This window comes from Pedobacter sp. N36a, from assembly GCF_014472395.1.
Taxonomy (GTDB): domain Bacteria; phylum Bacteroidota; class Bacteroidia; order Sphingobacteriales; family Sphingobacteriaceae; genus Pedobacter.
On sequence record NZ_JACSZW010000009.1, the window covers coordinates 187,937 to 214,468 of the forward strand.

28 protein-coding genes and 1 tRNA gene are annotated in these 26,532 nt (G+C 40.9%); 16 read left to right on the forward strand and 13 right to left on the reverse strand.

Annotated elements, in window-relative coordinates:
• Both H9X96_RS17890 and H9X96_RS17895 read right to left on the reverse strand, forming a co-directional pair.
• Positions 1-204 carry a fructose-6-phosphate aldolase gene (locus tag H9X96_RS17890; RefSeq protein ID WP_069379999.1) on the reverse strand — a complete coding sequence of 68 codons (204 nt, stop codon included), beginning with the start codon at positions 202-204 and terminating at the stop codon, positions 1-3.
• A gap of 98 nt (positions 205-302) precedes the next feature.
• Entirely contained in the window at positions 303-1,322 is a 1,020-nt protein-coding gene (locus tag H9X96_RS17895; RefSeq protein WP_187667602.1) for an acyl-CoA reductase, read from the reverse strand.
• A gap of 75 nt (positions 1,323-1,397) precedes the next feature.
• Between H9X96_RS17895 and H9X96_RS17900 the strand changes: the two genes are divergently transcribed.
• Entirely contained in the window at positions 1,398-1,748 is a 351-nt protein-coding gene (locus H9X96_RS17900) for a 4Fe-4S dicluster domain-containing protein (RefSeq protein WP_187667603.1), read from the forward strand.
• Positions 1,749-1,821: 73 nt separating this feature from the next.
• Here H9X96_RS17900 and H9X96_RS17905 read toward each other — a convergent pair whose 3' ends face one another.
• Positions 1,822-2,277 carry a universal stress protein gene (locus H9X96_RS17905; protein ID WP_187667604.1) on the reverse strand — a complete coding sequence of 152 codons (456 nt, stop codon included), beginning with the start codon at positions 2,275-2,277 and terminating at the stop codon, positions 1,822-1,824.
• 154 nt (positions 2,278-2,431) lie between these two features.
• On the opposite strand from H9X96_RS17905, the gene H9X96_RS17910 reads away from it, so the two are divergent.
• Positions 2,432-3,214 carry a C40 family peptidase gene (locus H9X96_RS17910; protein ID WP_187667605.1) on the forward strand — a complete coding sequence of 261 codons (783 nt, stop codon included), beginning with the start codon at positions 2,432-2,434 and terminating at the stop codon, positions 3,212-3,214.
• Here the strand turns inward: H9X96_RS17910 and H9X96_RS17915 are convergent.
• The 10 genes from H9X96_RS17915 to hisG form a co-directional block, all read right to left on the reverse strand.
• Positions 3,211-3,687 (reverse strand): OsmC family protein, encoded by a 477-nt coding sequence (locus tag H9X96_RS17915; RefSeq protein ID WP_187667606.1) that lies wholly within the window; start codon positions 3,685-3,687, stop codon positions 3,211-3,213. The two genes, H9X96_RS17910 and H9X96_RS17915, sit on opposite strands and share 4 nt — an antisense overlap.
• 88 nt (positions 3,688-3,775) lie before the next feature.
• Positions 3,776-4,672 carry a WD40 repeat domain-containing protein gene (locus tag H9X96_RS17920; RefSeq protein WP_187667607.1) on the reverse strand — a complete coding sequence of 299 codons (897 nt, stop codon included), beginning with the start codon at positions 4,670-4,672 and terminating at the stop codon, positions 3,776-3,778.
• Between the two features lie 42 nt (positions 4,673-4,714).
• A complete protein-coding gene (gene hisIE / locus H9X96_RS17925) occupies positions 4,715-5,308 on the reverse strand; it encodes a bifunctional phosphoribosyl-AMP cyclohydrolase/phosphoribosyl-ATP diphosphatase HisIE (RefSeq protein ID WP_187667608.1) in 594 nt (197 codons plus the stop codon).
• Positions 5,305-6,060, reverse strand: a complete 756-nt coding sequence (gene hisF / locus H9X96_RS17930) for an imidazole glycerol phosphate synthase subunit HisF (protein WP_187667609.1) — start codon at positions 6,058-6,060, stop codon at positions 5,305-5,307. The genes hisIE and hisF overlap by 4 nt, the downstream gene beginning before the upstream one ends.
• 4 nt (positions 6,061-6,064) lie before the next feature.
• Complete coding sequence (gene hisA, locus H9X96_RS17935) at positions 6,065-6,814, reverse strand: 1-(5-phosphoribosyl)-5-[(5-phosphoribosylamino)methylideneamino]imidazole-4-carboxamide isomerase (protein ID WP_187667610.1); 750 nt, start codon at positions 6,812-6,814, stop codon at positions 6,065-6,067.
• 1 nt (position 6,815) lies between these two features.
• A complete protein-coding gene (gene hisH, locus H9X96_RS17940; RefSeq protein ID WP_187667611.1) occupies positions 6,816-7,409 on the reverse strand; it encodes an imidazole glycerol phosphate synthase subunit HisH in 594 nt (197 codons plus the stop codon).
• A complete protein-coding gene (hisB, locus tag H9X96_RS17945; RefSeq protein WP_187667612.1) occupies positions 7,409-8,542 on the reverse strand; it encodes a bifunctional histidinol-phosphatase/imidazoleglycerol-phosphate dehydratase HisB in 1,134 nt (377 codons plus the stop codon). The genes hisH and hisB overlap by 1 nt, the downstream gene beginning before the upstream one ends.
• Before the next feature lie 53 nt (positions 8,543-8,595).
• Positions 8,596-9,642 carry a histidinol-phosphate transaminase gene (hisC, locus tag H9X96_RS17950; protein WP_187667613.1) on the reverse strand — a complete coding sequence of 349 codons (1,047 nt, stop codon included), beginning with the start codon at positions 9,640-9,642 and terminating at the stop codon, positions 8,596-8,598.
• A 2-nt stretch (positions 9,643-9,644) separates the two neighbouring features.
• Complete coding sequence (gene hisD / locus H9X96_RS17955; RefSeq protein WP_187667614.1) at positions 9,645-10,931, reverse strand: histidinol dehydrogenase; 1,287 nt, start codon at positions 10,929-10,931, stop codon at positions 9,645-9,647.
• Between the two features lie 23 nt (positions 10,932-10,954).
• Complete coding sequence (gene hisG / locus H9X96_RS17960; protein WP_187667615.1) at positions 10,955-11,806, reverse strand: ATP phosphoribosyltransferase; 852 nt, start codon at positions 11,804-11,806, stop codon at positions 10,955-10,957.
• 293 nt (positions 11,807-12,099) lie between these two features.
• Between hisG and H9X96_RS17965 the strand changes: the two genes are divergently transcribed.
• From H9X96_RS17965 to H9X96_RS18030, 14 genes are all read left to right on the forward strand, one after another.
• Positions 12,100-13,677, forward strand: a complete 1,578-nt coding sequence (locus H9X96_RS17965) for a L,D-transpeptidase family protein (protein ID WP_255431160.1) — start codon at positions 12,100-12,102, stop codon at positions 13,675-13,677.
• A gap of 21 nt (positions 13,678-13,698) precedes the next feature.
• A complete protein-coding gene (locus H9X96_RS17970) occupies positions 13,699-15,747 on the forward strand; it encodes a VWA domain-containing protein (protein ID WP_187667616.1) in 2,049 nt (682 codons plus the stop codon).
• Positions 15,744-17,003 (forward strand): dihydroorotase family protein, encoded by a 1,260-nt coding sequence (locus tag H9X96_RS17975; protein ID WP_187667617.1) that lies wholly within the window; start codon positions 15,744-15,746, stop codon positions 17,001-17,003. Before H9X96_RS17970 ends, H9X96_RS17975 begins: the two co-directional genes overlap by 4 nt.
• On the forward strand, positions 16,996-17,667 hold the full coding sequence (locus H9X96_RS17980) for a hypothetical protein (RefSeq protein ID WP_187667618.1): 672 nt from the start codon (positions 16,996-16,998) through the stop codon (positions 17,665-17,667). The genes H9X96_RS17975 and H9X96_RS17980 overlap by 8 nt, the downstream gene beginning before the upstream one ends.
• Before the next feature lie 12 nt (positions 17,668-17,679).
• Positions 17,680-18,222: a DUF4199 domain-containing protein gene (locus H9X96_RS17985; RefSeq protein WP_062547235.1), complete on the forward strand. Its 543-nt coding sequence runs from the start codon at positions 17,680-17,682 to the stop codon at positions 18,220-18,222.
• Positions 18,223-18,321: 99 nt separating this feature from the next.
• Positions 18,322-19,275, forward strand: a complete 954-nt coding sequence (locus H9X96_RS17990; protein ID WP_062547236.1) for a glycosyltransferase family 2 protein — start codon at positions 18,322-18,324, stop codon at positions 19,273-19,275.
• A gap of 3 nt (positions 19,276-19,278) precedes the next feature.
• Positions 19,279-20,241, forward strand: a complete 963-nt coding sequence (locus tag H9X96_RS17995; protein WP_187667619.1) for a glycosyltransferase family 2 protein — start codon at positions 19,279-19,281, stop codon at positions 20,239-20,241.
• Between the two features lie 2 nt (positions 20,242-20,243).
• A complete protein-coding gene (locus H9X96_RS18000; RefSeq protein ID WP_187667620.1) occupies positions 20,244-21,122 on the forward strand; it encodes a hypothetical protein in 879 nt (292 codons plus the stop codon).
• An 8-nt stretch (positions 21,123-21,130) separates the two neighbouring features.
• Positions 21,131-22,663 (forward strand): GH3 auxin-responsive promoter family protein, encoded by a 1,533-nt coding sequence (locus H9X96_RS18005; protein ID WP_187667621.1) that lies wholly within the window; start codon positions 21,131-21,133, stop codon positions 22,661-22,663.
• Positions 22,660-23,811, forward strand: coding sequence for a 1-deoxy-D-xylulose-5-phosphate reductoisomerase (locus tag H9X96_RS18010; RefSeq protein ID WP_187667622.1), 1,152 nt, complete (start codon positions 22,660-22,662; stop codon positions 23,809-23,811). The genes H9X96_RS18005 and H9X96_RS18010 overlap by 4 nt, the downstream gene beginning before the upstream one ends.
• Positions 23,812-23,848: 37 nt before the next feature.
• Positions 23,849-25,183: an RIP metalloprotease RseP gene (rseP, locus tag H9X96_RS18015; RefSeq protein ID WP_062547241.1), complete on the forward strand. Its 1,335-nt coding sequence runs from the start codon at positions 23,849-23,851 to the stop codon at positions 25,181-25,183.
• A gap of 4 nt (positions 25,184-25,187) precedes the next feature.
• Positions 25,188-25,724, forward strand: coding sequence for a Fe-S protein assembly co-chaperone HscB (hscB, locus tag H9X96_RS18020; RefSeq protein WP_187667623.1), 537 nt, complete (start codon positions 25,188-25,190; stop codon positions 25,722-25,724).
• Positions 25,725-25,806: 82 nt separating this feature from the next.
• Positions 25,807-26,091, forward strand: coding sequence for a DUF3817 domain-containing protein (locus H9X96_RS18025; RefSeq protein WP_062547243.1), 285 nt, complete (start codon positions 25,807-25,809; stop codon positions 26,089-26,091).
• Between the two features lie 61 nt (positions 26,092-26,152).
• A tRNA-Leu gene (locus tag H9X96_RS18030) sits at positions 26,153-26,232 on the forward strand.
• Positions 26,233-26,532 lie beyond the last annotated feature (300 nt).

Genomic DNA, 26,532 nt, shown 5'->3' on the forward strand with positions numbered 1-26,532 from the left:
TTAAATATCTAATTTAGCAATTTGTCCGAAAGGCAAATCGTTCACAAAATTCATTATATAGGGTAATTTATCGCCCAAACCGAGTTTATCTAAAGATTTATCAGGTCTGTCTACCCGAAAATACGCCAATAGCGTGAATTTATCATCCCTCAACTGTACATAGTCTGGGATTTTGGCAATGCCTTTAACTTTGATTACATACATTTTGTTCAAAAATAGTATTTCAAATTGAGAAATGAAGAGAAATGATCTGTTCCCCCTGATTTTACCTTCGGTTCAACTGTGATACAAAAATCAGACCCTTATAGCCCGTTTAAAAAGGCAATCGTGTCTACATTGTCTGCATAATCCCATAATTTAGGCGCCTGGCTCTGTCCTGGACCCAATACCTTCGTATTTAGCTTTAAATCTGCTTTAGAAACCACACATTGGATATTTTCTTCTTCTTTTGCCAATCTTTCCTGAACTTCTTCCAGGTTTTTATAACGCTCATAAAAAAGTACAGCCAATGGCGATACCATATTTTCATCCTCCTTCAGCAATAGAAAACCATTGTCGAAATGCGTGGCCGCATTGACCAGGTAGATAGACTTGTTATAATCGTAGTTGTTGTTGTATTTGAAGTGGTTGATGATGTTTTGGAAAGCTTCTAAAGGCTGATAGAAGTGCTTGATGTCGTAATCTTCAGGAATAAAAAGTTTAGATACATTTCTGCAGCCCAAACCGAAGTAATCGAAAATATCATGACCCAGCATCGCGATCTCTTCCTTGCTTTCTTCGCCGGTTAGCACCGCCACACTATTTCTGTTCTTTCTGATGATATTTGGCACTTTGCCGAAATAATAATCGAAATATCTGGAAGTATTGTTGCTGCCAGTTGCAATCACCGCATCAAAATCTTTTAGTCTTTCGATGTAAATAATGTGATCTGCAAGCAAGGGTTCGATTTCCACTAATCTTTTCAATAAAGCCGGTAACAGCTTGTCATCCGAAGAAGAAAGTTTGATCAACGCAATATTTCCCGTGGCCAGCACAGAAATCACATCATGAAAACCTACCATCGGAATGTTTCCAGCTAAAATAAGTCCCACTTTTTTAGGTGTTTCGCTGATTTTTATGGATTTAAACCAGGTCTCAATATCTTGATCGTTGAGCATCTGGTGTAAAGCTTTCAATGCTTTTTCCACTTCTTCAACAGTAAACCAGGCATTGCTATTTGGTGCTGATAAAATTAAATTTTTAAAGTCAGGATCGGGATTGGCAGTAAATTGACCAAGCTTTTTGAGTGCAATTATGAGTTTTTCAGCAGTAAGGATTGCCATATTCCAATTATTTTAAAGTTTATGTGTTATATTTGCATTGCAAAGGTAACCTTAGCATTAGAATTAGACGAAGACATGGCTATTAAAATAACAGACGAATGTATTAACTGTGGAGCATGTGAGCCTGAATGCCCAAATAATGCAATTTATGACGCAGGTACAGCCTGGAGATTCTCTGATGGAACCAATTTAAATGGCATCATTGATTTCGGCGGTAAAGAAGTGGACGCAGAAGCTTCTATGGAAGCAGGATCGGACGAAGTTTATTATATCGTTTCCGATAAGTGTACAGAGTGTAAAGGCTTTCATGATGAACCTCAATGTGCGGCAGTATGCCCGGTAGATTGCTGTGTTGACGATGAAGATGTACGCGAAACTGAAGAAGAACTATTGGCTAAAAAAGCTTGGTTACATCAGGAAAATTAAGAACATTAGTATTGAAAAATATAAAGGACGCTTTAATAGCGTCCTTTTTTATGCTAGATATTTAAGCCTGCTTTTATGCTTTGTCCTCAAATTTGTTAGGTACAATCAGTACCGGACATGCGGATTTTCTGGCTACATGCTCTGCCACACTGCCCATTAGGAAATGATACAGGCCTGTACGGCCGTACGTACCAATCACAATCAGGTTGGAACCCCATTCATCGGATTGCTGGATAATCCCATGAGCCGCATTGTCAATCACACTTAAATAAGTGGTTGGAATGCCTAAACTATATTTAGCTTCAATTTCTTTCAATAACATCGTGCTATTTTCTTCGCTGTTGTCGTAAGTCTCCAGAAAAACCGGGGCAAGCGTCAGATCCGGGTTAATATTTGCCGGAATGGGTTCAATGATGTTCACCAGTGCTACTTCTGCACCAAATGTTTTTGCGATTTCATACCCTGTCTTGGCCGCCTTTTCGGAGCAGGTACTATTGTCGACAGCAATTAAAATCTTTTTAAGGTTCATGGTCTTACAATTTAATGGTTATACTATTAAGACATATTGCAACTTGAATTGTTTGCTGATTTCAGGTGATATAATGCCTAATATATAGATTTCCATTGAGTTTGTAATAATGAGGCAGATATTGTTATTTTTATAGCGCCAGAAGCGCGTTAATATGGAACAACAATATGGAATTTGCAGGGTAGCTATTGCCCCTTTAAGGACTGAGGCCTCGGATAAGGCCGAAATTAGTTCTCAATTGCTTTTTGGTGATCATGTAGAGATCCTGGAAAAAAAAGAGAACTGGTGGTTGGTTTTTAATGCCTATGATTGCTATGAAGGCTGGATGGATCCCAAGCAGCTGACCCTAATTTCCTTAGAGCAATATGTGAACAACCATGATTGTGACCATGTAGTTCCTGCCGAATTATTAGGGACAGTGATAGACGAGCAGGGGACTAAATATTACCTTTCTCCAGGAAGTAACCTCCCTATGCTGGAAAATGGCTTCTGTTCCCTTGGCGAGCAAAAGTATGCGGTCATGTTTACCCCTTTAAAAATCTCTGCCTTTCATACGGTGGAAGAATTGATCCGACATGCACTTTTCTTTCTGAATGCACCATACTTATGGGGCGGAAGGAATTTGTTTGGTATTGATTGCTCCGGATTTATACAAATCGTCTTTAAATTGAATGGAATCCATTTGAAACGTGACGCCTGGCAGCAGGCAGAACAAGGGGAGGTGGTCGACTTTTTACCTGGTGTAAAACAAGGAGATGTTGCCTTTTTCGACAATGCAGAGGGGAGGATCATCCACGTGGGCATTATGCTGAGTACCGATCGCATCATTCATGCCTCAGGTAAGGTCAGAATTGATCCGATAGATGACCAAGGGATTTACAATGCCGAGTTGGGACGATACAGCCACCAACTCAGAATCATCAAACGCTTTATTTAACTGCCTTCTATTACGAAACTTGGAGTACACTTTACCGGAAAATTGCAGGAATTGGCAATGAAACACATTTTGTGTGCCTGCTCATGTAATGCATTCGCCTGCTTCTGGTGTTCCGCTCTGGTAATGGTGACAACCGGATTTAAGGTCACTTCTGAAAAGTAACCACTGCCATCCGCATTTTCAATCATCGTACCTACTGCATTGTCCTGGTAATCCATGACAATGATGTCGTTTTGTGAACATAAATGAAGGTACCAAAGCATGTGGCAGGAGGATAGTGAAGAAACCAGTAAATCCTCGGGATTGTGTTTGTTTTTATCGCCTAGAAATGCGGAATCAGAAGAGCCTGCAATATCAGGTTTTTGAGCAATGGAAATCACATAGTTTCTGTCGTACGAGCGATAATCCATGGTTCCTGAACCTTTATTTCCTGTCCAGGTGACTGCGGTTTTATATTGATGTTCTTTTGCCATGATTGGTACTATATTTATACCAATTTAAACATTCTTATATTTCTTTCCTCAGTTTTTTAAAAGTAAATGGCAGAATTCTGATAACCTGCTAGTTAAATTTCCACACCATCACTTGTCGGTCGTCTCCGGTAGAAATCAGGTATTTACCATCCGTACTCCAGATCAGTTTATTGATGGAGTGGAAGTGCCCTTCTGTGTTCTTTTCCAAACTCAGGATTTTGTACAGTTTAAAGTCTTTACTACCCCATATTTTAATGCCTTTATCCTGACTGCAAGTCGCAAAATAAGGTTCAGTAGGGTGAAAAGCAATGGCATAAATGCTGAACATGTGTGCAGCGATGCTATTCATCAGCTCATAACCAGGTAAACTCCAGACTTTCAATTGCGCATCCCGGCTGCCTGAAATCAGGTAATCTCCGATAGGAGCATATTGTAAGGAGGTAATCGGTAGCGTATGACTCATTAATTCCTTCAGCAGACTGTAATCCTCCGTATGGTAGATTCTGATCACGCCATCTTTTCCACCCAATGCCATTTCCTTTTCATTATTACTCAAAGCAATGACCCTAACGGTCTGAGGGATCACCTGAAAATGATATAATAAAGAGAAGTCGGCTAAAGACCATACGGCTAGCATTCCATCTTCTCCTGTGCTGATCAGTTCGTTTTTATAGGTAATGGTCTTCAGGTCAAATACTCCTTTCTGATGGAAGCTTAAAGTAGCAATCACTTTTTCCTCCTCGAGGTTAAAAACCAGAATAGAGCCGCTGCGCTGTGCGATGAACAGCAGGTTGCCGAAACGATGCAAAGCATATACAGAGCTTTGCACCGGCACCAGCACTTTTACAAAACCCATCGTTTCCAATGACCATTCTACGACGCCTTTGTCGTTTCCGGCACTAAAAAAGGTGTCTTTTTTAGGGGAGTTCACTAAAGCGTAGATTGGGTTTTGGTGTCCGTTTAAGGTATGTAAGTGTTTCAGCATTTTAATTTATTCTTTGTACAGGCTATTTTTAGGAGGAACAGCTTATGATGTATGGTGTCTTTTTTCCAGGTTTTGGGCAATCTCCGTTAAGCTTTTTCCTTTTTCTTTTAGCAAGACTAAAAGGTGGAAAATCAGGTCGGAACTTTCATTCACAAAATCTTCATCGGTTTCATTTAAAGCGGCAATGACAGTTTCTACACCTTCTTCACCTACTTTTTGCGCAATCTTGTTCAGTCCTTTCTGACGAAGTTTGTTGACATAAGATTCTTCCGAAGGATTTTCATACCTGTCGGAGATGATGCTTTCCAATTCAAACAGGAAGTTCTGATTGTAACCCGTTTTAAAGCAGCTTCTGCTACCAGTGTGGCAGGTTGGGCCTACTGGGCTCGCTTTGATTAAAATGGTATCGCGGTCGCAGTCAATATGTGTGTCTTTTACGAACAGGAAGTTGCCACTTTCTTCCCCTTTTGTCCAGAGGCGGTTTTTAGACCTGGAAAAGAAGGTAACTTTACCCTCTTCCTGAGTTTTTGTCCAGGCTTCCTGGTTCATGTAGCCTAGCATTAAAACCTCCAGTGTCTGGTGGTCCTGAATGATGACAGGAACCAGGCCATCCGTTTTTTCAAAATCTATAATCATAACCTTACAGGTATATTGTGGTATTTTAATTTTTGTTTCAGGTCGGGGATAGGGATCTCAGCAAAGTGAAATACCGAAGCCGCAAGGGCTGCATCAACGCCTGTTTTTTCAAAGACTTCTATAAAATGGTCAATGGTTCCGGCACCTCCAGAGGCAATCACAGGGATATTGATCATTTGTGTGATACGATTCAATAACTTACAATCAAACCCTTGTTTTGTCCCATCGTGGTCCATAGAGGTCAGCAGGATCTCTCCTGCACCCATATTTTCTGCCTTTTTGATCCAGTTTTCTGTTTCGAGTTCAGTGATTAGTCTGCCGCCATTCAAATGCACGCGGTTTTTGCCTTCCACCAATTTGGTATCTACAGCCACCACCACAAACTGAACGCCAAATGCAGCTGCCAATTCTTCAATTAAAGCAGGGTTTTTCACTGCTGCCGAGTTGATGCTGATCTTATCAGCGCCTGCATTGAGCAAAGCTTCAGCATCCTGAATGGTGGTAATGCCGCCGCCAATGGTAAAAGGGATGTTCAGCTGACGGGCAACTGATTTCACCATTTCTATCATAGTTTTACGACGCTCATGAGTAGCTGTAATGTCCAGAAAAACAAGTTCATCGGCACCTTGCTGGGCATATTGCCAGGCCAGTTCTACCGGATCTCCTGCATCTTTCAGGTCTACAAAGTTGACCCCTTTAACCGTTCTACCATCTTTAACATCCAGGCATGGAATGATACGTTTACTTAGCATCGGCCTAAAGAGAAGTCATTTGCTTTAAATTCCATTCTTTGATCTCCTCAATGGTGATTCTGTTTTCATAGATGGCTTTACCAACTACGACAGAACGGATATCTAATTTTGCCAGCTCTTTAATGTCTTCCATCGAACTTACTCCGCCAGAAGCGATCAATTTAATGAAAGGAGAGTGTTCCAGTAGTTTCTTATAAAGGTCTACAGCAGCTCCGCCTAGTTTTCCGTCTTTATTAATATCGGTACATAGGAATCTGAAAAAGCCCAATTGCAGACATTTATCTACGTAATCCATTAATTTTACCGGCGAACTTTCCATCCATCCAGAATATTTGATGACTTCATCCAATACATCAATTGCAATCACGATTCTGTTGGCATAATCATACTTCTTACCTACTTCCTGGCTCAATTCCGCAAGGAAATCTGGATTAGTGATGGCTTGCGTACCTACGATTACGCGGTGAATTCCTGCATCCAATAGGTCTGTAACCTGTTGAATGGTACGAATACCACCTCCGTATTGTACACGCATATCAGTTTTACTGATGATTTCAAACAATGCTTTCTGGTTGCTAAAATCACCTTTGGCACCGTTTAAGTCAATAATATGTATGAATTCTGTACCGTTAGAACGGTATGTTTCGATCATTTCAGCGATAGAAACATCATATTCAGTTTTCTGGTTATAGTCACCTTCTCTAAGACGAACGACTTTACCATCTAAAATATCAATAGCAGGAATAATGTACATTTTATTGTTTTAAGTTTGAAAAATTCTTTAATATCTGTTCTCCGGCATTTCCAGATTTTTCTGGGTGGAACTGAACGCCGTAGAAGTTATCTCTTTGTATCGCTGCAGAAAATGGCTCGCCATAATTTGCAGTGGCAATATCAAAAATAGGGTTATATTCAATAAAGTACGAATGCACAAAGTAAAATTGTGTGCCATTCGCTACGCCATCAAATAATGGATTGTTTTTATGCTCGATATTATTCCAGCCCATATGCGGGATTTTAATGCCCAGTTTTTTATCGAATAAGCGGGTATTTAAGGGAAAGATGCCGGTTAGTTTGGCATCTCCTTCTTCAGAATGATCGGTTAGGAGCTGCATACCTACACAGATGCCCAATACTGGTTTTTTAAGCGCTTTTATCGGTGCTACCAAGCCGGTTTGCTCCAGCTTTTTCATGGCTGCAGCGGCATGGCCCACCCCTGGAATGATGATATGGGTATATTTATCTAGATCCGCTTCCGTGTTGACCATCCCGTATTTCAGGCCTTGTCTCTCCAACGCTGAGGTCAGCGAGAAGATGTTGCCAGCTCCGTAGTTTACAATTCCAATCATTACAATACGCCTTTAGTACTCGGTAAGACTAACTTTTCTGCATCTCGTTTAATCGCCATTTTGATGGCTTTTGCGAAAGCTTTAAAGATCGCTTCAATTTTATGGTGCTCATTGTCGCCTTCTGCTTTAATATTCAGGTTGCATTTTGCCGCATCACTGAAGGATTTAAAGAAGTGATAGAACATTTCAGTAGGCATATCACCTACTTTTTCGCGTTTAAAATCAGCCTCCCAAACGATCCAGCTTCTACCGCCGAAATCAATCGCTGCCTGTGCTAAACAATCGTCCATCGGTAAGCAGAAACCATAGCGTTCCAGACCTAATTTATTGCCGATTGCTTTTGCAAATGCCTCGCCAAGGGCGATTCCGGTGTCTTCAATGGTATGGTGCTCATCAATATGAAGGTCGCCATTGGTTTTTATTTTCAGGTCGATACTGCCATGACGGGCAATCTGATCCAGCATGTGGTCAAAGAAGTTTAATCCCGTAGAGATTTCTGCTTTGCCGGTGCCATCCAGGTCTATATCGATGCTGATTTTTGTTTCATTGGTATTTCTTTCATGGTGAATGGTTCGTGTTCCGGCTTTCAGCATGGTATAAATGTCTTCCCAGTTTTGAGTTTTTAATGCGATATATTCGCTCAGGGCCTCAATTTTATCTAGTTTTTCATTGGCACCCAATTGCAGGTTATTGCATAACCAGATGGCTTTTGCACCCAGGTTCTTAGCCAAAATGATGTCGTTGATGCGATCACCGATCACAAAAGAATTTTCCAGGTCGTAATCTGCAGTCAGGAAATGCTGCAATAAACCGATATTAGGTTTACGCGTTGGCGCATTTTCATGGGCAAAAGTTTTGTCGATGATCACTTCATTGAAAACTACACCTTCATTAGCGAAAGTTTTCATCACAAAGTCATGTACTGGCCAGAAGTTAACTTCCGGGTGGGAGTCTGTTCCCAATCCGTCCTGGTTGGTCACCATCACCAAATCATAATCCAGCTCTTTGGCTATTTTTGAAAGGTAATAAAGAGATCTCGGGTAGAATTCCAGTTTCTCAAAAGAGTCGATTTGCTCATCAGGTGGTTCATTAATGAGGGTTCCGTCTCTGTCAATAAATAATACTTTTTTCATCAGAATATATTGTTTTCAGGGGTACTGAAGTCATTAAAAAATGACCCCATGTTTTATGAGTTAAGTGCTTTCAAAGCGGCTAGAAAGATCTCGTTTTCTTGTGGTGTTCCAATCGTAATTCTCAGGCAGCCTTCGCATAAAGTGACTTTAGAACGGTCTCTGACGATGATGCCCTGGTTTACCAAAGCTTCATAAGTTTTCAAGGCATCTATCACTTCAATCAGAATGAAATTGGCATCAGAAGCATGAACTTTTTTAACGATCGGCAGGTTAAGCAATTCCTCGCTTAGGTTTTCTCTTTCTGTAACGGTGATTTTGATCCATTCGTTCACTTGTGCAATGTTTTCCAAAGCTTTCAAAGCCAGGTCTTGTGTGGCCTGATTGATGTTGTATGGAGGTTTCACTTTATTCAGGATGTCGATGACCGGCCGGGCAGCGAAGGCCATTCCTAAACGCAATGCGGCAAGACCCCAGGCTTTAGAAAATGTTTGCAGGATCACCAGGTTAGGGTATTCCGTCAATTCCTGGATAAAAGTGCGTTGCTTGGCGTAGTTAATATAAGCTTCGTCAATGATCACCAACCCGTTGAAATTAGCCAGTACGGTTTCAATATCGGTGCGGATAATTGAATTTCCGGTTGGGTTGTTTGGAGAACAAATGAAAATCAGTTTCGTGTTTTCATCGATGGCCTCAGCGATTTTCTCCAGGTCCAATTGGAAGTTCGGCAGGAGGTTCACTTTTCTGGCTTCCACATTGTTGATGCCAGCAGAAACCTCATACATGCCGTAAGTCGGCGGAAGGATGATCACATTGTCTTTTCCAGGCTCGCAGAATGCACGGAACAATAAGTCTATGGCTTCATCGCTGCCATTACCAAGAAAGGTGTTTTCAATCGGTACACCTTTGATTTTGCTGATGGCATCCTTAAGATCCAGTTGCAATGGATCTGGATATCTGTTAAAATTAACATCTAACGGAGAACCATAGCCGTTCTCATTAGCATCTAAAAATACACTGGCCTGTCCTTTATACTCATCCCTGGCGGTAGAATATGGTTTCAGATTTTTGATGTTTTCTCTTTGGAGGTTATTGATATCCATCTTTATGATTTTAAACGAATAGTGATTGCATTTTTGTGAGCTTGCAGACCTTCTGCGGCAGCCAACACCTCAACAGTATTGCCAATATTGGCCAAACCTTGTTCAGTGATGTGCTGAAAAGTAATTTTCTTGATAAAAGAATCCAGAGATACGCCAGAGTATGCTTTGGCAAAGCCGCTGGTAGGTAGGGTGTGGTTGGTGCCCGAGGCATAGTCGCCGGCACTTTCCGGAGTCAGGTTGCCTAAAAAGACAGAACCTGCATTTTCAATCAGCGGGATCAGCTGCTCAAATTGAGCGGTAGCTAAGATCAAGTGCTCTGGAGCATATTCATTGCTAAATTCCATGGCCTGTTCCAGGTGGTCTACTAATACTGCGTAAGAATTGGCGATCGCTTTTGCGGTAATCTCTTTCCTAGGAAGTACAGCAATCTGGGCTTCGATTTGTTTTAGCGTTTCGTCAATAATTTCTGAAGAAGTAGCCACTAAAATCGCCTGACTGTCGGCACCATGTTCTGCCTGAGCCAATAAATCGGAGGCGATAAACGCTGGATTTGCAGTCTCATCGGCAATGACTAAAACTTCTGAAGGTCCCGCAGGCATGTCTATAGCTGTCATACTGCTGGATTGAATCAGCTGTTTAGCTTGAGTCACGTAACGGTTGCCCGGTCCGAAAATCTTGTACACTTTAGGGACGCTTTCTGTTCCGTAAGCCATTGCGGCAACGGCTTGGGCACCGCCAATCATGTATATCTTTTTGATACCAAGCTTTAGGGCACAGTAAGCCAGATAGCAATTTGTTTTTCCGTCTTTCTGAGGAGGGGAGCATACCACGATTTCTTTACATCCTGCCAAAACAGCCGGGATACCGAGCATCAAAAAGGTACTGGGCAAAACTGCAGATCCACCAGGAATGTATAAACCTACGCGGGAGATGGGTCTGGATTCCCGCCAGCAAGTTACGCCGGGCATGGTTTCCAACTTGTTTTCCGTATTGGCCTGTGCGGCGTGAAAAGCATGGATATTCGCATAAGCAGTATCAATGGCTGCTTTTTCTGCTGCAGGAATAGTGGCAGCAATGCTTTCAATCTCAGCCTCCGAAAGAAATAATTCTTTCAGGCTGACCTGATCAAATTGCTGTGCATAATCTACCAAGGCAGCATCTCCACGTGTTTTTACCTGCTCAATAATCTGAGTGACACGATCCAGGATACTAATATCGTCTTCCAGTTGTCTTAAACAGAGATTTTTGATCTCCTGCTCAGTCAACTTTTTATAACTATAGGTTTTCAATTTCTTGTTTTTTTAGGTGAAACTTAAGCGATGATTTTCTCAATTGGCATCACTACAATTCCCTGGGCACCGGCCGCTTTCAGGCTGTTGATCTTTTCCCAGAAATCGTGTTCCGCAATTACAGAATGAACAGCAACCCATTCTTCATCAAACAAAGGCACCACTGTTGGACTTTTCACCCCTGGTAATAAATCAACAACTTTCTTCAGGTTGATTTTGGCAACGTTCAACACCACATATTTGGTTTCTTTAGCGCGCAGTACCGAAAGGATCCTTTGTAATAGTTCTTGTACTTCAGGAAGCAGTTCAGATCCTTTGCTGCCAATGAGAATGGCTTCAGATTTCATCACTTCCGAGAATGGTTTTAAACCATTGCTCTTTAAGGTACCGCCAGTAGAGACAATATCGCAGATGGCATCGCTCAATCCTAATCCAGGACCAATTTCTACTGAACCAGAAATAGTTCTTACTTCTGCATTGACATGGTTTTCTTTCAGGTATTTTTCTAAAATTACCGGGTAAGAAGTGGCAATTGCTTTACCTTCTAACTGCGCAATCTCCGTGATGCTGCTTTCATTAGGAATGGCAATCTTTAACGTGCATTTACCAAAACCTAATCGTTGAAGGTAAGTGACATCAGCGCCGGATTCTACAATGACATTCTCCCCAACAATTCCGATATCGGCAATGCCATCCTGGACATATTCTGGAATATCATCATCTCTCAGGAAAAGAATCTCTAAAGGGAAATTCGTAACGGTGGATATAAGTGAACTCTTGTAGTTTTCGAATGATAAACCACAATTTTTAAGAATCTCTACTGATTTTTCGTTTAATCTACCAGATTTCTGGATAGCTATTTTAAGTGTTTTCAATTAGTATGCTAGGTTGAAATTATTGAATATTGGACAAGAAGACATTTCGGAAACAAGTTTTGAAGTACAAAACATTACATATACATCGCCGACAGGCGATGGTGCAAATGTAAATGATGGTTCAAAATTTGATTCATAATTCTTTTTAAGTCCTTAATCAACAATGTTTAGCATGTTGTGGAACTGCAAATATATAGATTGAAAGCAAAAAACAAAATATATATGGCATTTAATTTGCCTAAAGGAGTTTGATAATGACAATTAACGTCTAGTTTTGTAAAAAAAATACCACATTGAAAAAAATACTGTGCTTCTTAATCCCGGTTTGTTTGCTTTTAAATGGTTGTTCTTGGTTTAAAGATACGCCAGAGATTGGTTTGATGCTGTCGAAACATTTTGATCGTAAACTTTATAAAGATTTTGATACTGCGGAGTATAATGTAGTGTTTAAGCAACAATTTGATGCCTTAAAAGGGAAATTGACAAACCCAAATACCATAAAACACTTTTATGCGAGCCACAATGAAGAGCCAATTCTGGTGACTCAGTTTTTCGTCAATGGTGGCCTGGATACCTTAACCGCTTACATCGCCAGAGTAGATGCGCATGGTTACAATCCAGAACTCTTCCGTCTGGAAGAATTGAAAAAGTCGTTACAGGCTTTATCGGTTAATAAATTCAAAACCATTCAGGAAGTATATCCTGCAATTGCAGACTTAGAGCTGAATGCTGCAGAGAGCTTAACCAAGTATGATAATTTTGTAGCATATGGCAGTGTAAACCCACGTAAATTATTCTCCCGTTATTATGTTCCGGTAAAACGTCCGGACAGTGCAAGTATTTCTAAGGTATTGTCTACCAAAGATATTCAAGGTTTATTGAAAGAAATTCAACCGGATTCCAAACAATATATTGCCCTGCAGCGCAAGTTTGCTGCTCTAAAAGCAGCTGGATTAGGGAAAAGTGATCAAGCAAAAACGATTCTGGTCAATATGGAACGTTTGAGGTGGAAGTTACCCGAGATGGGGACGGAATACGTGGAGGTCAATATTCCTGATTTTTCACTCACCTGGTTCAGCAAAGAAGATACCTTGACACACATGAAAGTTTGTGTAGGTGGAAAGCGAGAAGATGGATATGCAGAGAAAATCGCTAAATATGCGAAAAGCGGCAACCTGGATGATAAACCTAAAAACCACGAAACACCAATCTTATACAGCAAGCTGAATTCTATCCAGGTGAATCCAATCTGGAACATTCCGGTGAGTATCGCCAGAAATGAAATCTATTGGATGGCCAGAAAAGACCCTTATTATTTATCTAATAGCAATATCAATGTATACCGCAATGGTAAATTAATTGGAGAGCCGGATACCATCCAATGGAGTAACTATTCAAGAGAGCAGTTGCCTTATCAGTTTAAACAAGGTTCCGGAGACGGCAACGCCTTGGGTAAATTTAAATTTATATTTGACAACGGCTCTAGTATTTACCTGCACGATACCAATAATAAAAGTGGTTTTGCAAGGGCCAATCGCGCCATTAGCCATGGCTGTGTCCGTGTAGAGAAACCATTGGAATTTGCCCAGAACTTGGTAAAAGATAAAAATCGTTATGATCAGCTGAGGATGGAAGTGAATCTTCCGCCTTTAGATACGACCAAAATGGAACTGTATCGCAAAAAACTGGCAAAGAAAGCAGATACGGTAAATTTATTCAAGCTAAAACCTACCTGGTTCGGTACCAAAAATCAGGTTCCACTGATTATAAATTACATCACAGCCTGGTCACAGAACGGTTCAATGCAATATAGAGCCGATGTGTACGGATTAGATGAAACTTTATGGTCAGCTATGAGGAAATTCATGTAAAAGTTCTACCTTTGGTTTTTAATGAATTTCCTATACCCAGGTTTTCTTTTCGCAGTGCTGGCAATAGCCATTCCTATTGTAATTCACTTATTTAATTTTAGGAAATTTAAGAAGGTATATTTTAGTAATGTACAGTTTCTTAAAGAAGCGAAAGAGCAGAATTCTTCCAGGGATAAACTTCAGCATTTATTGGTATTGGCCTGCAGGATCCTTGCGGTCATGTTCCTGGTGTTTGCTTTTGCAAGGCCTTATATCCCATTGGAAACAGGCGTAGACCCAGATAAGGGCAACCTGATCAGTGTGTATATCGACAATTCCTACAGCATGGAGAGGGTAAATAAGGAAGGGAATTTACTGGATGAAGCGAAGCGCAAAGCAAAAGAAATTGCCAATGCGTATCAGCTGAACGACCAGTTTCAGTTGCTGACCAATGATTTTGAGGGCAAACATCAGCGTAAATTAAATAAAGAAGCGTTCATCCAAATGCTGGAAGAGCTGAAAATATCCCCGGCCAGCAGAACCTTGCAGCAAGTGGTCAACAGGCTGCAGCAGGAAGGCGATTCCAGAAAAAACCATTTGGTTTACCTGCTGTCTGATTTTCAGCAGAACTTTGCAGGAACTGAAAAGATAAAATCTGATTCCAGTATCCGGTATTCCTTCATCAGCTTAAAAGCCAATGCACTTGCAAATATTGCGGTAGATAGCGTATGGAGCTTGTCTCCGGTTCATCAGCCCAAACAAGCCGAGAGATTGGTTGTACAGCTGCGCAATTATGGGACAGAAGATGCGGCCGATGTGCCTTTAAAGTTAACCGTCAACCAACAGCAAAAAGCCATCAGTAACCTAAAAGTTCCTGCCGGCAAATCGCTGAAAGATACCCTTTCTTTTAGCGGTCTGGAAAAGGGATGGCAGAAAGGGGTGTTGAGCATTAAAGATTTTCCCATCACTTTTGATGATGAGTTGAATTTTAGCTTCCGCGTAAATAACGAAATGAAGGTTTTGACCATTTCAGGAGATCCTACACAGCAATTCTTAAAATCACTCTTTGCTGCCGATCCCTATTTCAAACTGACGGAAATGGCGGAGGCAAATATCAACTATTCGAGTTTCCCGGAATACAGTCTGATTGTGCTGAATGGACTGAAACAACCTTCCTCCGGACTGGCGCAGCAGCTGAAAAGCTATGTGCAAAATGGAGGTTCTCTGGTGATTTTTCCAGATCTGAATGCAGGTGCAGCAGTTTATACGCCATTTTTAACAGCCTTATCACTGCCTGCAGTACAAGAATTAAAAACAGGGAAATCGGTCAGCAGCAGCATCGAACTCAAAGATCCTTTATTTAAAGACGTGTTTGATCAGATTCCTGCAAATATGGACCTGCCGGTGGTGAACAGGTATTTTAGCTACCTGGAAAGAAATACCGCAGGAAAAGAAAGCATTCTGCAATTGCCATTGAGCCAAAGCCTTTTTGCGAGATACCCTGCTGGAGCAGGGAAGATATATTTGTCGGCCAGCACACTAAGGCCAGAAGATGGGAACTTATCCAGACATCCGGTGTTTGTGCCACTGCTTTTTAAAGTGGCTTTTAACAGTGCTAAAGAACAGCCGATGTATTATACAGCCGGCAAAGATGATTTGCTGGAGCAGCAGAAAACGAGTGTGGGTGCCAATCAATCACTGGTGTTAAAATCAGCAGATGGCACAGAAATCATCCCTGAAATTCGACAGACCCCTGGAAAAACCTTGCTTTACATCGCCGATCAGCTGAAGAAAGCGGGCTTCTACGACCTGAAAAAAACAGATTCTATATTAGCGGTATTGGCCTTTAATGACCATCGAAAAGAATCAGATATGAGCTACGCCACAGATCAAAACCTGAAGGATTTATTTGGCGGACAGAAGATCGCCGTACATAATTCTGAGAAAGATGCCTTATCGTTAAATATAGAAGCAAAAAATAGCAGTATAGAGTTATGGAAACTTTGCCTAATTTTGGCTGTTGTTTTTTTAGCCATCGAAATACTATTGATCCGATTTTTTAATAAAACAAAAAACATACAAAAACCATGAATCTTCTCATCACTGGGGTAACCATTGCCGACCCAAACAGCCAGTTCCATCAAAAAACTTGTGATGTACGTGTAGAACAGGGCAGGATTACCGCCATTGGCAGCAACTTGCAGTCTTCCGGCAAGGAAGAAGTTTTTGACGGAGCAGGTGCCATTTTATCGCCGGGTTTCTTTGACCTGAACTGTTCCATTGGAGATCCTGGATTTGAAACTAAAGAGGATATTGAAACGGGAACACGTGCCGCAATGGCTGGTGGTTTCACCGGACTGGCCGTTTTACCACATACCAGACCAATTGTTCATTCCAAAGGAGAAATCGCTTATATCATCAACAAAGCCAAAGGAAATCTGGTAGATGTATTGCCTGTAGGGGCAGTAAGTAAGGATCTGGAAGGAAAAGAATTGGCAGAGATGTTCGATATGCAGCAGTCGGGTGCGGTTGCATTTTCTGATGGCAGCAAGCCGATTGGTGATGATGGATTTATGAGCCGTGCATTACAATATATCAAAGGATTTAACGGCCTGATGATGGTGCATCCGGAAAATAAATCAATCTCTGGTAAATCCCAGATCAATGAAAGTAAAACCAGTGTATTGCTGGGCATGAAGGGTGTTCCGGCATTGGCCGAAGAGATGCACATCAGCAGGGATATTTTCCTGGCTGCTTACCATGAAGCCCCATTACACATCAGCAATATCTCCACTGCCGGTTCGGTCGCACTGATTAAGAAAGCTAAAAAAGATGGCTTAAAAATCAGCTGTGATGTGGCTGCGCACCATTTGGTATTCACGGAAGAGCTTTTGAATGATTTCGACAGCAATTATAAAGTGAAACCACCATTGCGTGGTAAATCAGATGTAAGGGCGTTGATCAACGGCTTGAAAGATGGTACCATTGATGCCGTGTGTTCACAGCACCGTCCGCAGGAAATAGAGTTTAAAGCTGTAGAATTTGAAATTGCCGCTTATGGCATCATTGCATTGCAAACGGTACTTCCATTGATGCTGAAAGCAGGATTGGATGCCACACAAATTGCCGAGAAATTATCTATCAACCCTCGCAAATTGTTAAACCTTGCAGTTCCAGTGATCGCCGAAAATGAGATTGCCAACTTCACGGTGTATCACCCAACATTGGAATGGGAGTACAACACCACAAATAATCAATCAAAATCGGCGAATTCACCGCTTTTAAATAAAAAATTAACCGGTAAAGTTCAACTGGTATATAACAACAAACAATTACAATATGGATAATCATGTTAGAACAGCGCTAATTGCGTCGTTAGATAAATTTGCTGAGGTTTCTGGAATAGATTCTATCAAATTAGAAGAGGGGTTGATCGAAGTATTCAGTAAAGATCTTGGCTTCCTGGAAAAAGTGGAAGAATTTGATGAGGTATTCAATGAATATCCAGCATTTGAGCAGTTGAGAGAAGTATTCTTCGATTTATTGATGATCAATTTCTTCGCTAATGATGTGAAAAAATTAGAAGAAGATTACCTGGAAACTGAGGAGTGGGCGGATATTGAAGAAGAAACCATCGATAGAGGTACAGAGCTTTTAAACCTGTTGTTGTACATCAATGAATGTCATGATGAGCGCATTAAGCCTGAGCTTGGCGACTTCCTGAAAGAATTCTTATTGGTAGAAGAAGATGAGTTCCAGGACGAATTCCATATCTATGAAGACTTAATCACCAACCAAAACCTGGTAGAAAGCAGTGTAGAAGATATTTGCAGCCATGTAGGTATGATCGATCTAGGAGAAGAAATGGAAGAATTATTTATTCCTTTCATGTGTTTCTTCCACCAGCCGAAAGTAAGTGAAGAGGTGATCAAAGATTTACAGGAATATAGCCCTAATAAAGAATTTGATGTTGCAGTTTATACGTTAATTGCTAATTTTAACAAAAACTAAAACCTTTAATATATGCACCAAAACTTAATTGAGTTAGAGAAGAAGCCTAATAAACTGGCTTTTCAAGCAGCTATTGCTTTTGCTCTATACTTTTTTGTACTGATTTTTGTGTTTAAATTCCTGAACATCAGTCCAGCGAATACACATTTGTCTACCGCTTCTAAGGTCGTGAGTCAGCTGTTGTCATATGTGCCTTTCTTTTTAGCCATTGTTTATGTACAAGCGAACCATAAAAAAGAACTGGGTGATTACATGACCTTTAACCGTGGTTTTTCTGCCGGGTTTAAAGTGGCTGCTTATGCTGGATTATTGCTTTTTTTAGTACAGGTGATCTATTATTTTGTAGATAAATCTGCTACTGATGAGTTGCTTGCTGCGGCAATTGAGCAAGCGGACGGTGATGAGCAAAAAGTGAAAGGTGTAGAAATGATGCGCCCTTATATGGGACTGTTTGTTGGTTTTGGAACCGCAATGACTTATACCATTATAGGTTTAGTTGCGAGCTTAATTGGCGCCGCAGTTTTCAAGAAGGAAAGACCCTTTGACGTAGATTAAAGTAATTTAACCTATGTATTTATAAATACACAACGTGCAGTTTTATCATTTTATTTGATGAAATTTGCACGTTGCTTTTTTTTAGCACGTTATTAAGTCATGGATATTTCTATTGTAGTTCCTTTATATAATGAAGACGAGTCTCTTCCGGAGTTAACTTCCTGGATTGCTAAGGTGATGGAAGCGAATAACTTCTCTTACGAAATCCTGTTTGTTGACGATGGGAGTACCGATACTTCCTGGGCAGTGATTGAAGAATTGAAAACTCAGTTTAATGCGGTAAAAGGCATTAAATTCAGGAGGAATTATGGTAAATCAGCTGCACTCAATGTTGCTTTTGAAGCGGCACAGGGTGATGTCATCATCACCATGGATGCAGATTTACAGGATAGTCCTGATGAGATTCCGGAATTATTCCGCAGGATTAAAGAAGAAAAGTTGGACATCATCTCCGGATGGAAGAAAAAGCGTTACGATCCGATTTCAAAAACGATTCCTACTAAATTATTCAATGCTGCGACTAGAAAAATGTCTGGAATTCAGCTGAATGATTTCAACTGCGGCTTAAAAGCCTACCGTAAAGAAGTGGTCAAAACCATCGAAGTTTACGGAGAAATGCACCGTTATATCCCTGTAATTGCAAAATGGGCCGGTTTCAAAAAGATCGGTGAGCAGGTGGTAGAACACAGGGCAAGAAAATACGGTGTCACTAAATTCGGACTGAGCAGGTTTGTAAACGGCTTCCTCGATTTATTGTCGATCTTTTTTGTGGGCAAGTTTGGTAAAAGACCAATGCACTTTTTTGGTTCATTAGGGGTGTTGAGTTTCCTTTTGGGAACGATCATGGCGCTTTGGATGATCGGTGTAAAATTATACCATATCGCGATGCTGATTCCTTATAAAAGGGAAATTACCGACCAGCCTTTGTTTTACATTTCATTAGTGGCTATTATTTTAGGTTCTCAGCTGTTCCTTACGGGATTTGTGGCAGAACTGGTGACTAGAAATGCACCGGAAAGAAATGCTTATCTGATTGAAAAGGAGATCTTATAAGCCATGTTTTTTTCTATAATTATCCCGCTATATAATCGTCCGCAGGAAATAGATGAGCTGCTAACTACCCTAACGAAGCAGACTTACCTTCAGTTTGAGGTATTGGTGATCGAGGATGGCTCAACAAATGATGCGAAAGACATTGTAGCGAAATACGAGAATAAACTAGACATCAAGTATTTTTTTAAGCCTAATGCCGGACAAGGTTTCGCCAGAAATTACGGTTTTGAACGTGCCAAAGGTGATTATTTCGTCATCTTCGATTCTGATTGCCTGATTCCTGAGGATTACCTGGAAACGGTAAAAGACTATCTTTTTGAGCACCATCTGGATGCCTATGGAGGTCCGGATGCCGCACATGATACTTTTACCCCGGTACAAAAAGCGATCAGTTACGCCATGACTTCTCCATTTACCACAGGAGGGATCAGAGGAAACAAGAAACACATCGGCCAATTCCATCCTAGAAGCTTCAATATGGGCGTTTCCAGAGCGGTATGGGAAAAAGTTGGTGGTTTTATCCTGACCCGTTTAGGAGAAGATATAGAGTACAGCATCAGAATCCATGAAAATGGCTTTAAGATCGGACTCATTCCTGCTGCGAAAGTTTTTCATAAGAGAAGAACCAGCTTCGGACAATTCTATAAACAGCTTCATTTTTTTGGCAGAGCAAGGATCAATATCTACAAACATTTCCCTTCGGAACTGAAATTGGTACATTTCTTTCCTGCAGTTTTCACCTGCGGTTTGATCTTCACAATATTGATGAATTTCGTATGGCCACCATTGGCTTTTATTGGTAACTTTATATTGCTGCTGTACTTTGTGATGATCTTTTTTCATTCCTGGCAAGTCAGCAAATCTTTAAAAGTTGCATTTTTTAGTATCATTGCATCATTCATTCAACTCAGCGCTTATGGGTTAGGGTTTATGCAGGATTTTTTTAAGCGTGTAGTATTTAAATAACCATGATAAATTTTTTAAAGGAGAGTACGTTTACGGTGAAGGATGTGATCATGCAGGCCTGGATCGTTACGCGCGACCATTATTTTTCTATTGCCACCTTGTGTTTCCTGGTTTTTATAACCGTTTCCACTTCTACTTTTATGGCCTTTTTTATGGGGGAACTCCCAACTGGTGTAAGGGTAGTCATGCTGCTGATCTTCGTCTTATTATATTGTATAGTTAACCTTTCCCTGCTGAAATACATTTTCCGCCTGCTGGATAAAGAAGACGACAAGGACATTCAAATTATTGAAACATTACCCACCAGAACAGAAATCATTCGTTTCCTGGTAGGTACCGTATATTTTGGAATTAGTATCTTCCTGGTAGGGATCCTGCTATTGCCAGTATTATATGTTTTAGACCTGATTTTAAAGTTTGCAGTGACTCAGGGCTTCATCGGTAATTTCACGGCTGCGGGTAAAGTAATTGTGAATATTGCTGTAGCGATTGCGATCTTAAGTATCTTCTTTACCTTTATCAGGATTATTTTCTTTCCTTTCTTTATCATCGATAAACATGTACATCCTTTCGAGTCGATTAAGCTAAGTTTAGCCACTACGAAAGGGAACTTCATTAAATTGCTGTTCATTTTCGGAGGCTTTGTGCTGATTCAGGCGATTGTATTCGGATTTTTCTATATCGTAGTGGTGAGTGGTTTTCAATTGATCAGTCTGATTTTTAACTACGAGATTTACTCTTACGTTTCTTTATTTACAGCTATTTTCAGTTCCTTTATTGTGGTGCCATTCTCCACAGCTTTGGTGACTGTGGCGTATCGCCGAATGGTTAAAGAATACAAAGGAGATGAACATCCTGATATTTTACACAACATCGTTTAAGAAATATTATGGGATTAAAAGCAGCATTAAGTAAACCGTTTGCGGCAGTTGTAGTTAGAGGCATTAACAAATGGAAAAAAAATGCAGTCGCTGCGCAGCAGACCATTCTTGCGCAGCTCATTGATTCCTCTAAGAATACGGCCTTTGGTAAAGATCATGGTTTCGGAGAGATCCGGAACTATGAAGATTTTAAAAAACAAGTCCCTTTAAGGGATTACGAGGCTTTAAGACCTTATATTGATCGGGTAGTGGCTGGCGAATCTGATGTGATGTGGAAAGGAAAACCACAGTATTTCGCGAAAACATCAGGCACTACTTCCGGCGTAAAATACATTCCTATTTCTAAGGAATCCATGCCTGAACACATCAAAGCAGCGAGAAATGCCCTTTTAACGTACATCCATGAAACCGGTAATGTGCAGTTCATCAACGGAAAGATGATCTTTTTACAAGGCAGTCCAGTGATGACAAAGAAAAACGGTATTAATGTAGGACGTTTGTCGGGTATTGTGGCCCACCTGGTCCCTAAATACCTGCAGAAAAACAGGCTTCCTTCTTATGAAACCAATTGCATTGAAGATTGGGAGGAGAAAGTGGATGCAATCGTAAACGAAACTATTCGCGAAAATATGACGCTGATCTCTGGCATTCCGCCATGGGTACAGATGTATTTCGATAAACTGCAGGAGCAATCCGGTGGTAAGAAGATCAAGGATATTTTCCCTGATTTCAGTCTTTTCGTGTATGGAGGTGTAAATTACGAGCCTTACCGTTCAAAAATCGAAGAAAGTATCGGTAGAAAAATTGATGCGATAGAAACCTATCCTGCTTCGGAAGGCTTTATCGCTTATCAGGATAGTCAGAAAGATAAAAGCTTGCTGTTACTGGCAAAAGCAGGGATCTTTTATGAATTCGTGCCGGCTGATGAATATTACAATGAAAACCCGACGCGTTTGAGCTTAGGAGAAGTGGAGTTGGAAAAGAATTATGCTTTAATTCTGAATACCAATGCGGGTTTATGGGGATACAGTATTGGAGATACCGTTAAGTTTGTTTCTAAAGATCCTTATAAGATCATGGTGACGGGCAGGATCAAGCATTTTATTTCCGCTTTCGGAGAGCATGTGATTGGCGAAGAAGTGGAACATGCACTTTTAACTGTGGCCAATGAAGAGGGGGTAGGTATCACTGAATTTACGGTGGCGCCTCAAGTGAATACCCCGCATGGCGAATTGCCTTACCACGAGTGGTTTGTAGAGTTCTCGGCAGCACCCAAAGACCTGCTGGCCTTCAGTAAAAAGGTAGATCAGGCCTTACAAAAGAAGAATATTTACTATTTTGACCTCATTGAAGGTAAAATATTGCAACCTTTAATCATTCGTTCCCTTCAAAAAGACGCTTTTGTGAACTATATGAGAGCCGAAGGTAAACTTGGCGGACAGAATAAAGTTCCCCGTTTATCAAATGACAGGAAGATTGCAGAGGTTTTAAGTAGTTTTACAATTCGTCAGACAGACGAAGAACAGGGAGAATTTAATTGAAGAACATATCTATATTAGGGTCTACAGGATCTGTAGGCACTCAAGCCTTGGAGGTAGTACAGGCAAATCCTGGATTATACAAGGTTTTAGCGTTAAGCGCTCAATGTAATGCCAGTTTATTGATCAGTCAGGCTTTAATATTTGCGCCTGAGCTTGTCGTAATTGGTGATGAAAGTCAGTATTTGACGGTGAAAACTGCCTTGGCAGGGACTGCAATCAAGGTGCTGGCAGGTGAAGCTGCTTTATGCGAAGCTGCGGCTTTAGCAGGAGTAGATGTGGTATTGACCGCTGTAGTGGGCTCTGCAGGTTTAAAACCGACGATTGCTGCGATTGAAGCCGGAAAAGACATCGCCCTGGCCAATAAGGAAACTTTGGTAGTAGCTGGTGATCTGATTACCAGTTTAGCGAAAAAACATGGGGTAAAGATTATTCCTGTGGATTCAGAGCATTCTGCGATTTTCCAATGCCTGGTAGGCGAAGGAAATGAAGCACTCGAAAAAATTTACCTGACTGCTTCTGGTGGCCCTTTCAGAGGGAAAGACCGGGAGTTTTTAGCCAATGTAACCAAAATACAAGCCTTAAAACATCCCAATTGGGTGATGGGAGCTAAAATCACCATAGATTCAGCTTCCTTAATGAATAAAGGACTGGAAGTGATTGAAGCAAAATGGTTATTTGACCTGGAAGCAGATCAGATTGATGTCATCGTACATCCACAATCAGTAATACATTCTATTGCGCAATTTAAGGACGGATCTATGAAGGCGCAAATGGGCGTTCCCGACATGAAATTACCAATTCATTACGCTTTAGCCTATCCGGAAAGAATAAGTACGGACTTTAAGCGTTTTAACTTTCTGGAGTACCCGGAACTGACCTTTTATCCGGCGGATAACGAAACCTTTAGAAATCTTGACCTGGCTTATACTGCTTTGAGAAAAGGAGGAAATATGCCATGTATTATTAATGCGGCCAATGAAGTGGTAGTAAACGCATTTTTACAGGATAAAATAGGCTTTTTGGAGATGAGTGAGGTGATTGAAAGCTGTATGGAAGGAATTGGATTTATCGCCGAGCCAGGCCTGGAGAATTATCTGGAAACAGATCAGCATACGCGTATATTTGCGAATCAACTAGTAACAAAATAGGAATTAACGAATCAAAATTAAAACATTAATATAAGATATGAGCGGATTGATTATGGCAGCCCAGTTGCTTCTAGGGTTATCGATACTGGTAATTTTACACGAATTAGGACATTTTCTGGCGGCGCGTGCCTTTGGGATTAAAGTAGAGAAGTTTTATTTGTTCTTTGACGCCTGGGGCTTCAAATTATTTAGCTTCAAACGTGGTGATTGTGAATACGGAATAGGATGGCTGCCTTTAGGTGGCTACGTGAAAATTGCAGGGATGATCGATGAATCTATGGATACTGAGCAAATGAAACAACCCGCGCAGCCTTGGGAATTCAGGTCTAAACCAGCTTGGCAGCGTCTGATTGTCATGTTGGGTGGTGTAATTGTCAACATTGTAGTAGGTATCTTCATTTTCTGGATGATGACCTTCAAATATGGAGAAACGTATATTCCAAATAGCTCTGTGCTGGTAGGGATCAATCCAGGAGAGATCGGTAAAGAAATCGGTTTACAAAGAGGAGATAGGGTAATTGCTGTAAATGGCAAGAAAGTAATTCGTTTTGAAGAACTGATCAGTTCTAAAGTCTTGCTTGGAAATACCACTTTAACCGTAGTTCGAGGTAATAAAACCTTAGATATTAAAGTTCCTGATAACATCTTAAATAAAGTATCTGACCAGGGAATTGAAGCCTTTATCAGCCGTGTGCCACTAAGAACAGCAACGGTAGACAGTGTGGTTGCAGGCAAACCTGCTGCTGTTTCGGGCGTGTTAAAAGGTGACCAGATTGTGGCCATTAACCAACAACCTGTTAAAAGTGACATTGATGTTCGCGAACTGATCTTAAAAAACAAAGGTAAAACGACTGATTTCACGATTAACCGTGCGGGAACAGCTTTAGACCTAAAGATTCCAGTGGACACTGCAGGAACCATCGGCTTTGCCTTTAATCCAAATGAGATTAAACAAGAAACCATAAAATATAGCTTGCTTGCGGCGCTTCCTATTGGAGCAGATCAGGCATGGAAAACTTTTAGCGACAATGCCAAAGGAATCTGGAAAGTATTAACTGGAAAAATCAATGCCAATAAAGCATTCTCTGGTCCTGTAGAGATCGCACGTAAGGTTTACGGTGGTGAGTGGATCTGGGCTAGATTCTGGGCTTCAACAGGCTTTATTTCCATCGCATTGGCATTTATGAACTTATTACCTATTCCTGCATTGGACGGTGGACACGTAGTATTCCTATTGATCGAAATGGTAAAAGGAAAACCATTGGGTGATAAATTTATGGAGCGCGCACAAATGGTGGGCTTCATGATGCTGCTGGCCTTGATGGTCTTTGTATTGGGGAACGACTTGTTCAAGGTGTTCTTCAAACCTTAAAGCAATGGTAGATTACTTTGAATTTTACGGTTTGCCCGTTACTTTTCATCCCGATGCTGCGGAGATCAAAAGAAAGTTTTACGAGCTGAGCAAAAAGTATCACCCGGATTTCTATATCAATGAATCGGAGGAGAAACAGGCAGAAGTTTTGGAACTAACCACCATCAATAATAAAGCATACCAGGTGTTAAGTAATCCTCAGAAAAGGGTGCATTACATCCTGGAATTGAAAGGTCAGTTAGTCGAAGGAGAGAATTATAGCCTTCCCCAGTCTTTCCTAATGGAAATGATGGACGTAAATGAAGCGCTGATGGATTTGCAATTTGATCCGGATGCGGAGCGTTTAGCCACCTTGAAAACTGAGGTAGACGAAATAGAAAAGGGTTTAAGTGATCAAATCGCTGCCCTGACGACTTCTTTTGAGCTTAAGGATAAGGAAGCCCAGCTTCGCATTCTGAACGCTATAAAGGATTTATATTACCGCAATAAATACTTGTACCGAATCCGGGAAAGTATCAAAAAGGCAGAATCTGCCGCATAAGGTGTTACGGCATTGTAAAAAAGCCTGTTCGGGCTTTTTTACAATGTTTGTTTGCGCTACTTTTGAGTTCAAACCCATTTATATGAACACACTATCCATTTTTAGAAAAGTTGCCGTAGCTGAAGGGCTGTCTTACCTGCTGTTGTTATTTATAGCAATGCCATTGAAATACTGGGCCGATATGCCGCTTGCGGTTAAATATACCGGCTGGGCGCATGGCTTACTGTTTGTGATGTACATCGTGATCCTAATCATGGCCTGGACAGAGTATAAGTGGAATTTCAAGAAAGTAGCGATGATTGGCGCTGCTTCTTTACTTCCTTTTGCACCGTTTATCGTGGACAAAAAGTTAAAAGAAGAAAATTAAATTAAAAAGTTTGCATTTATAAAACAAGTTCCTATATTTGCAACCCGCTAACGAAGGAAATGCCCGGATGGCGGAATTGGTAGACGCGCTGGTCTCAAACACCTGTGGGAAACCGTGCCGGTTCGACTCCGGCTCCGGGTACATACCGGACTGATGTCCGAAGAATCAAAGGGTTGCTCATAAAAAAGCAACCCTTTTTTATTGATCCTCTGTAAGTTATGCCTGAAGGTGGATCAAGCGGAATTCTTGGGGGGAAGGAAATAAATTCTTTCTTTTGCATTCGTAAACCAAACGAAAATTTTCATTTTGAGTCAAGCCGAGCAAACCCTGATCAGTTTATTATTACCGGAAGGTATTCTGGATTATTTTGAATTAACGCAGGTAGAAAAAGAAGGTAAGATGCTAAACATCTACCTTGAAGAGAAAAATATAGCCCCAGAT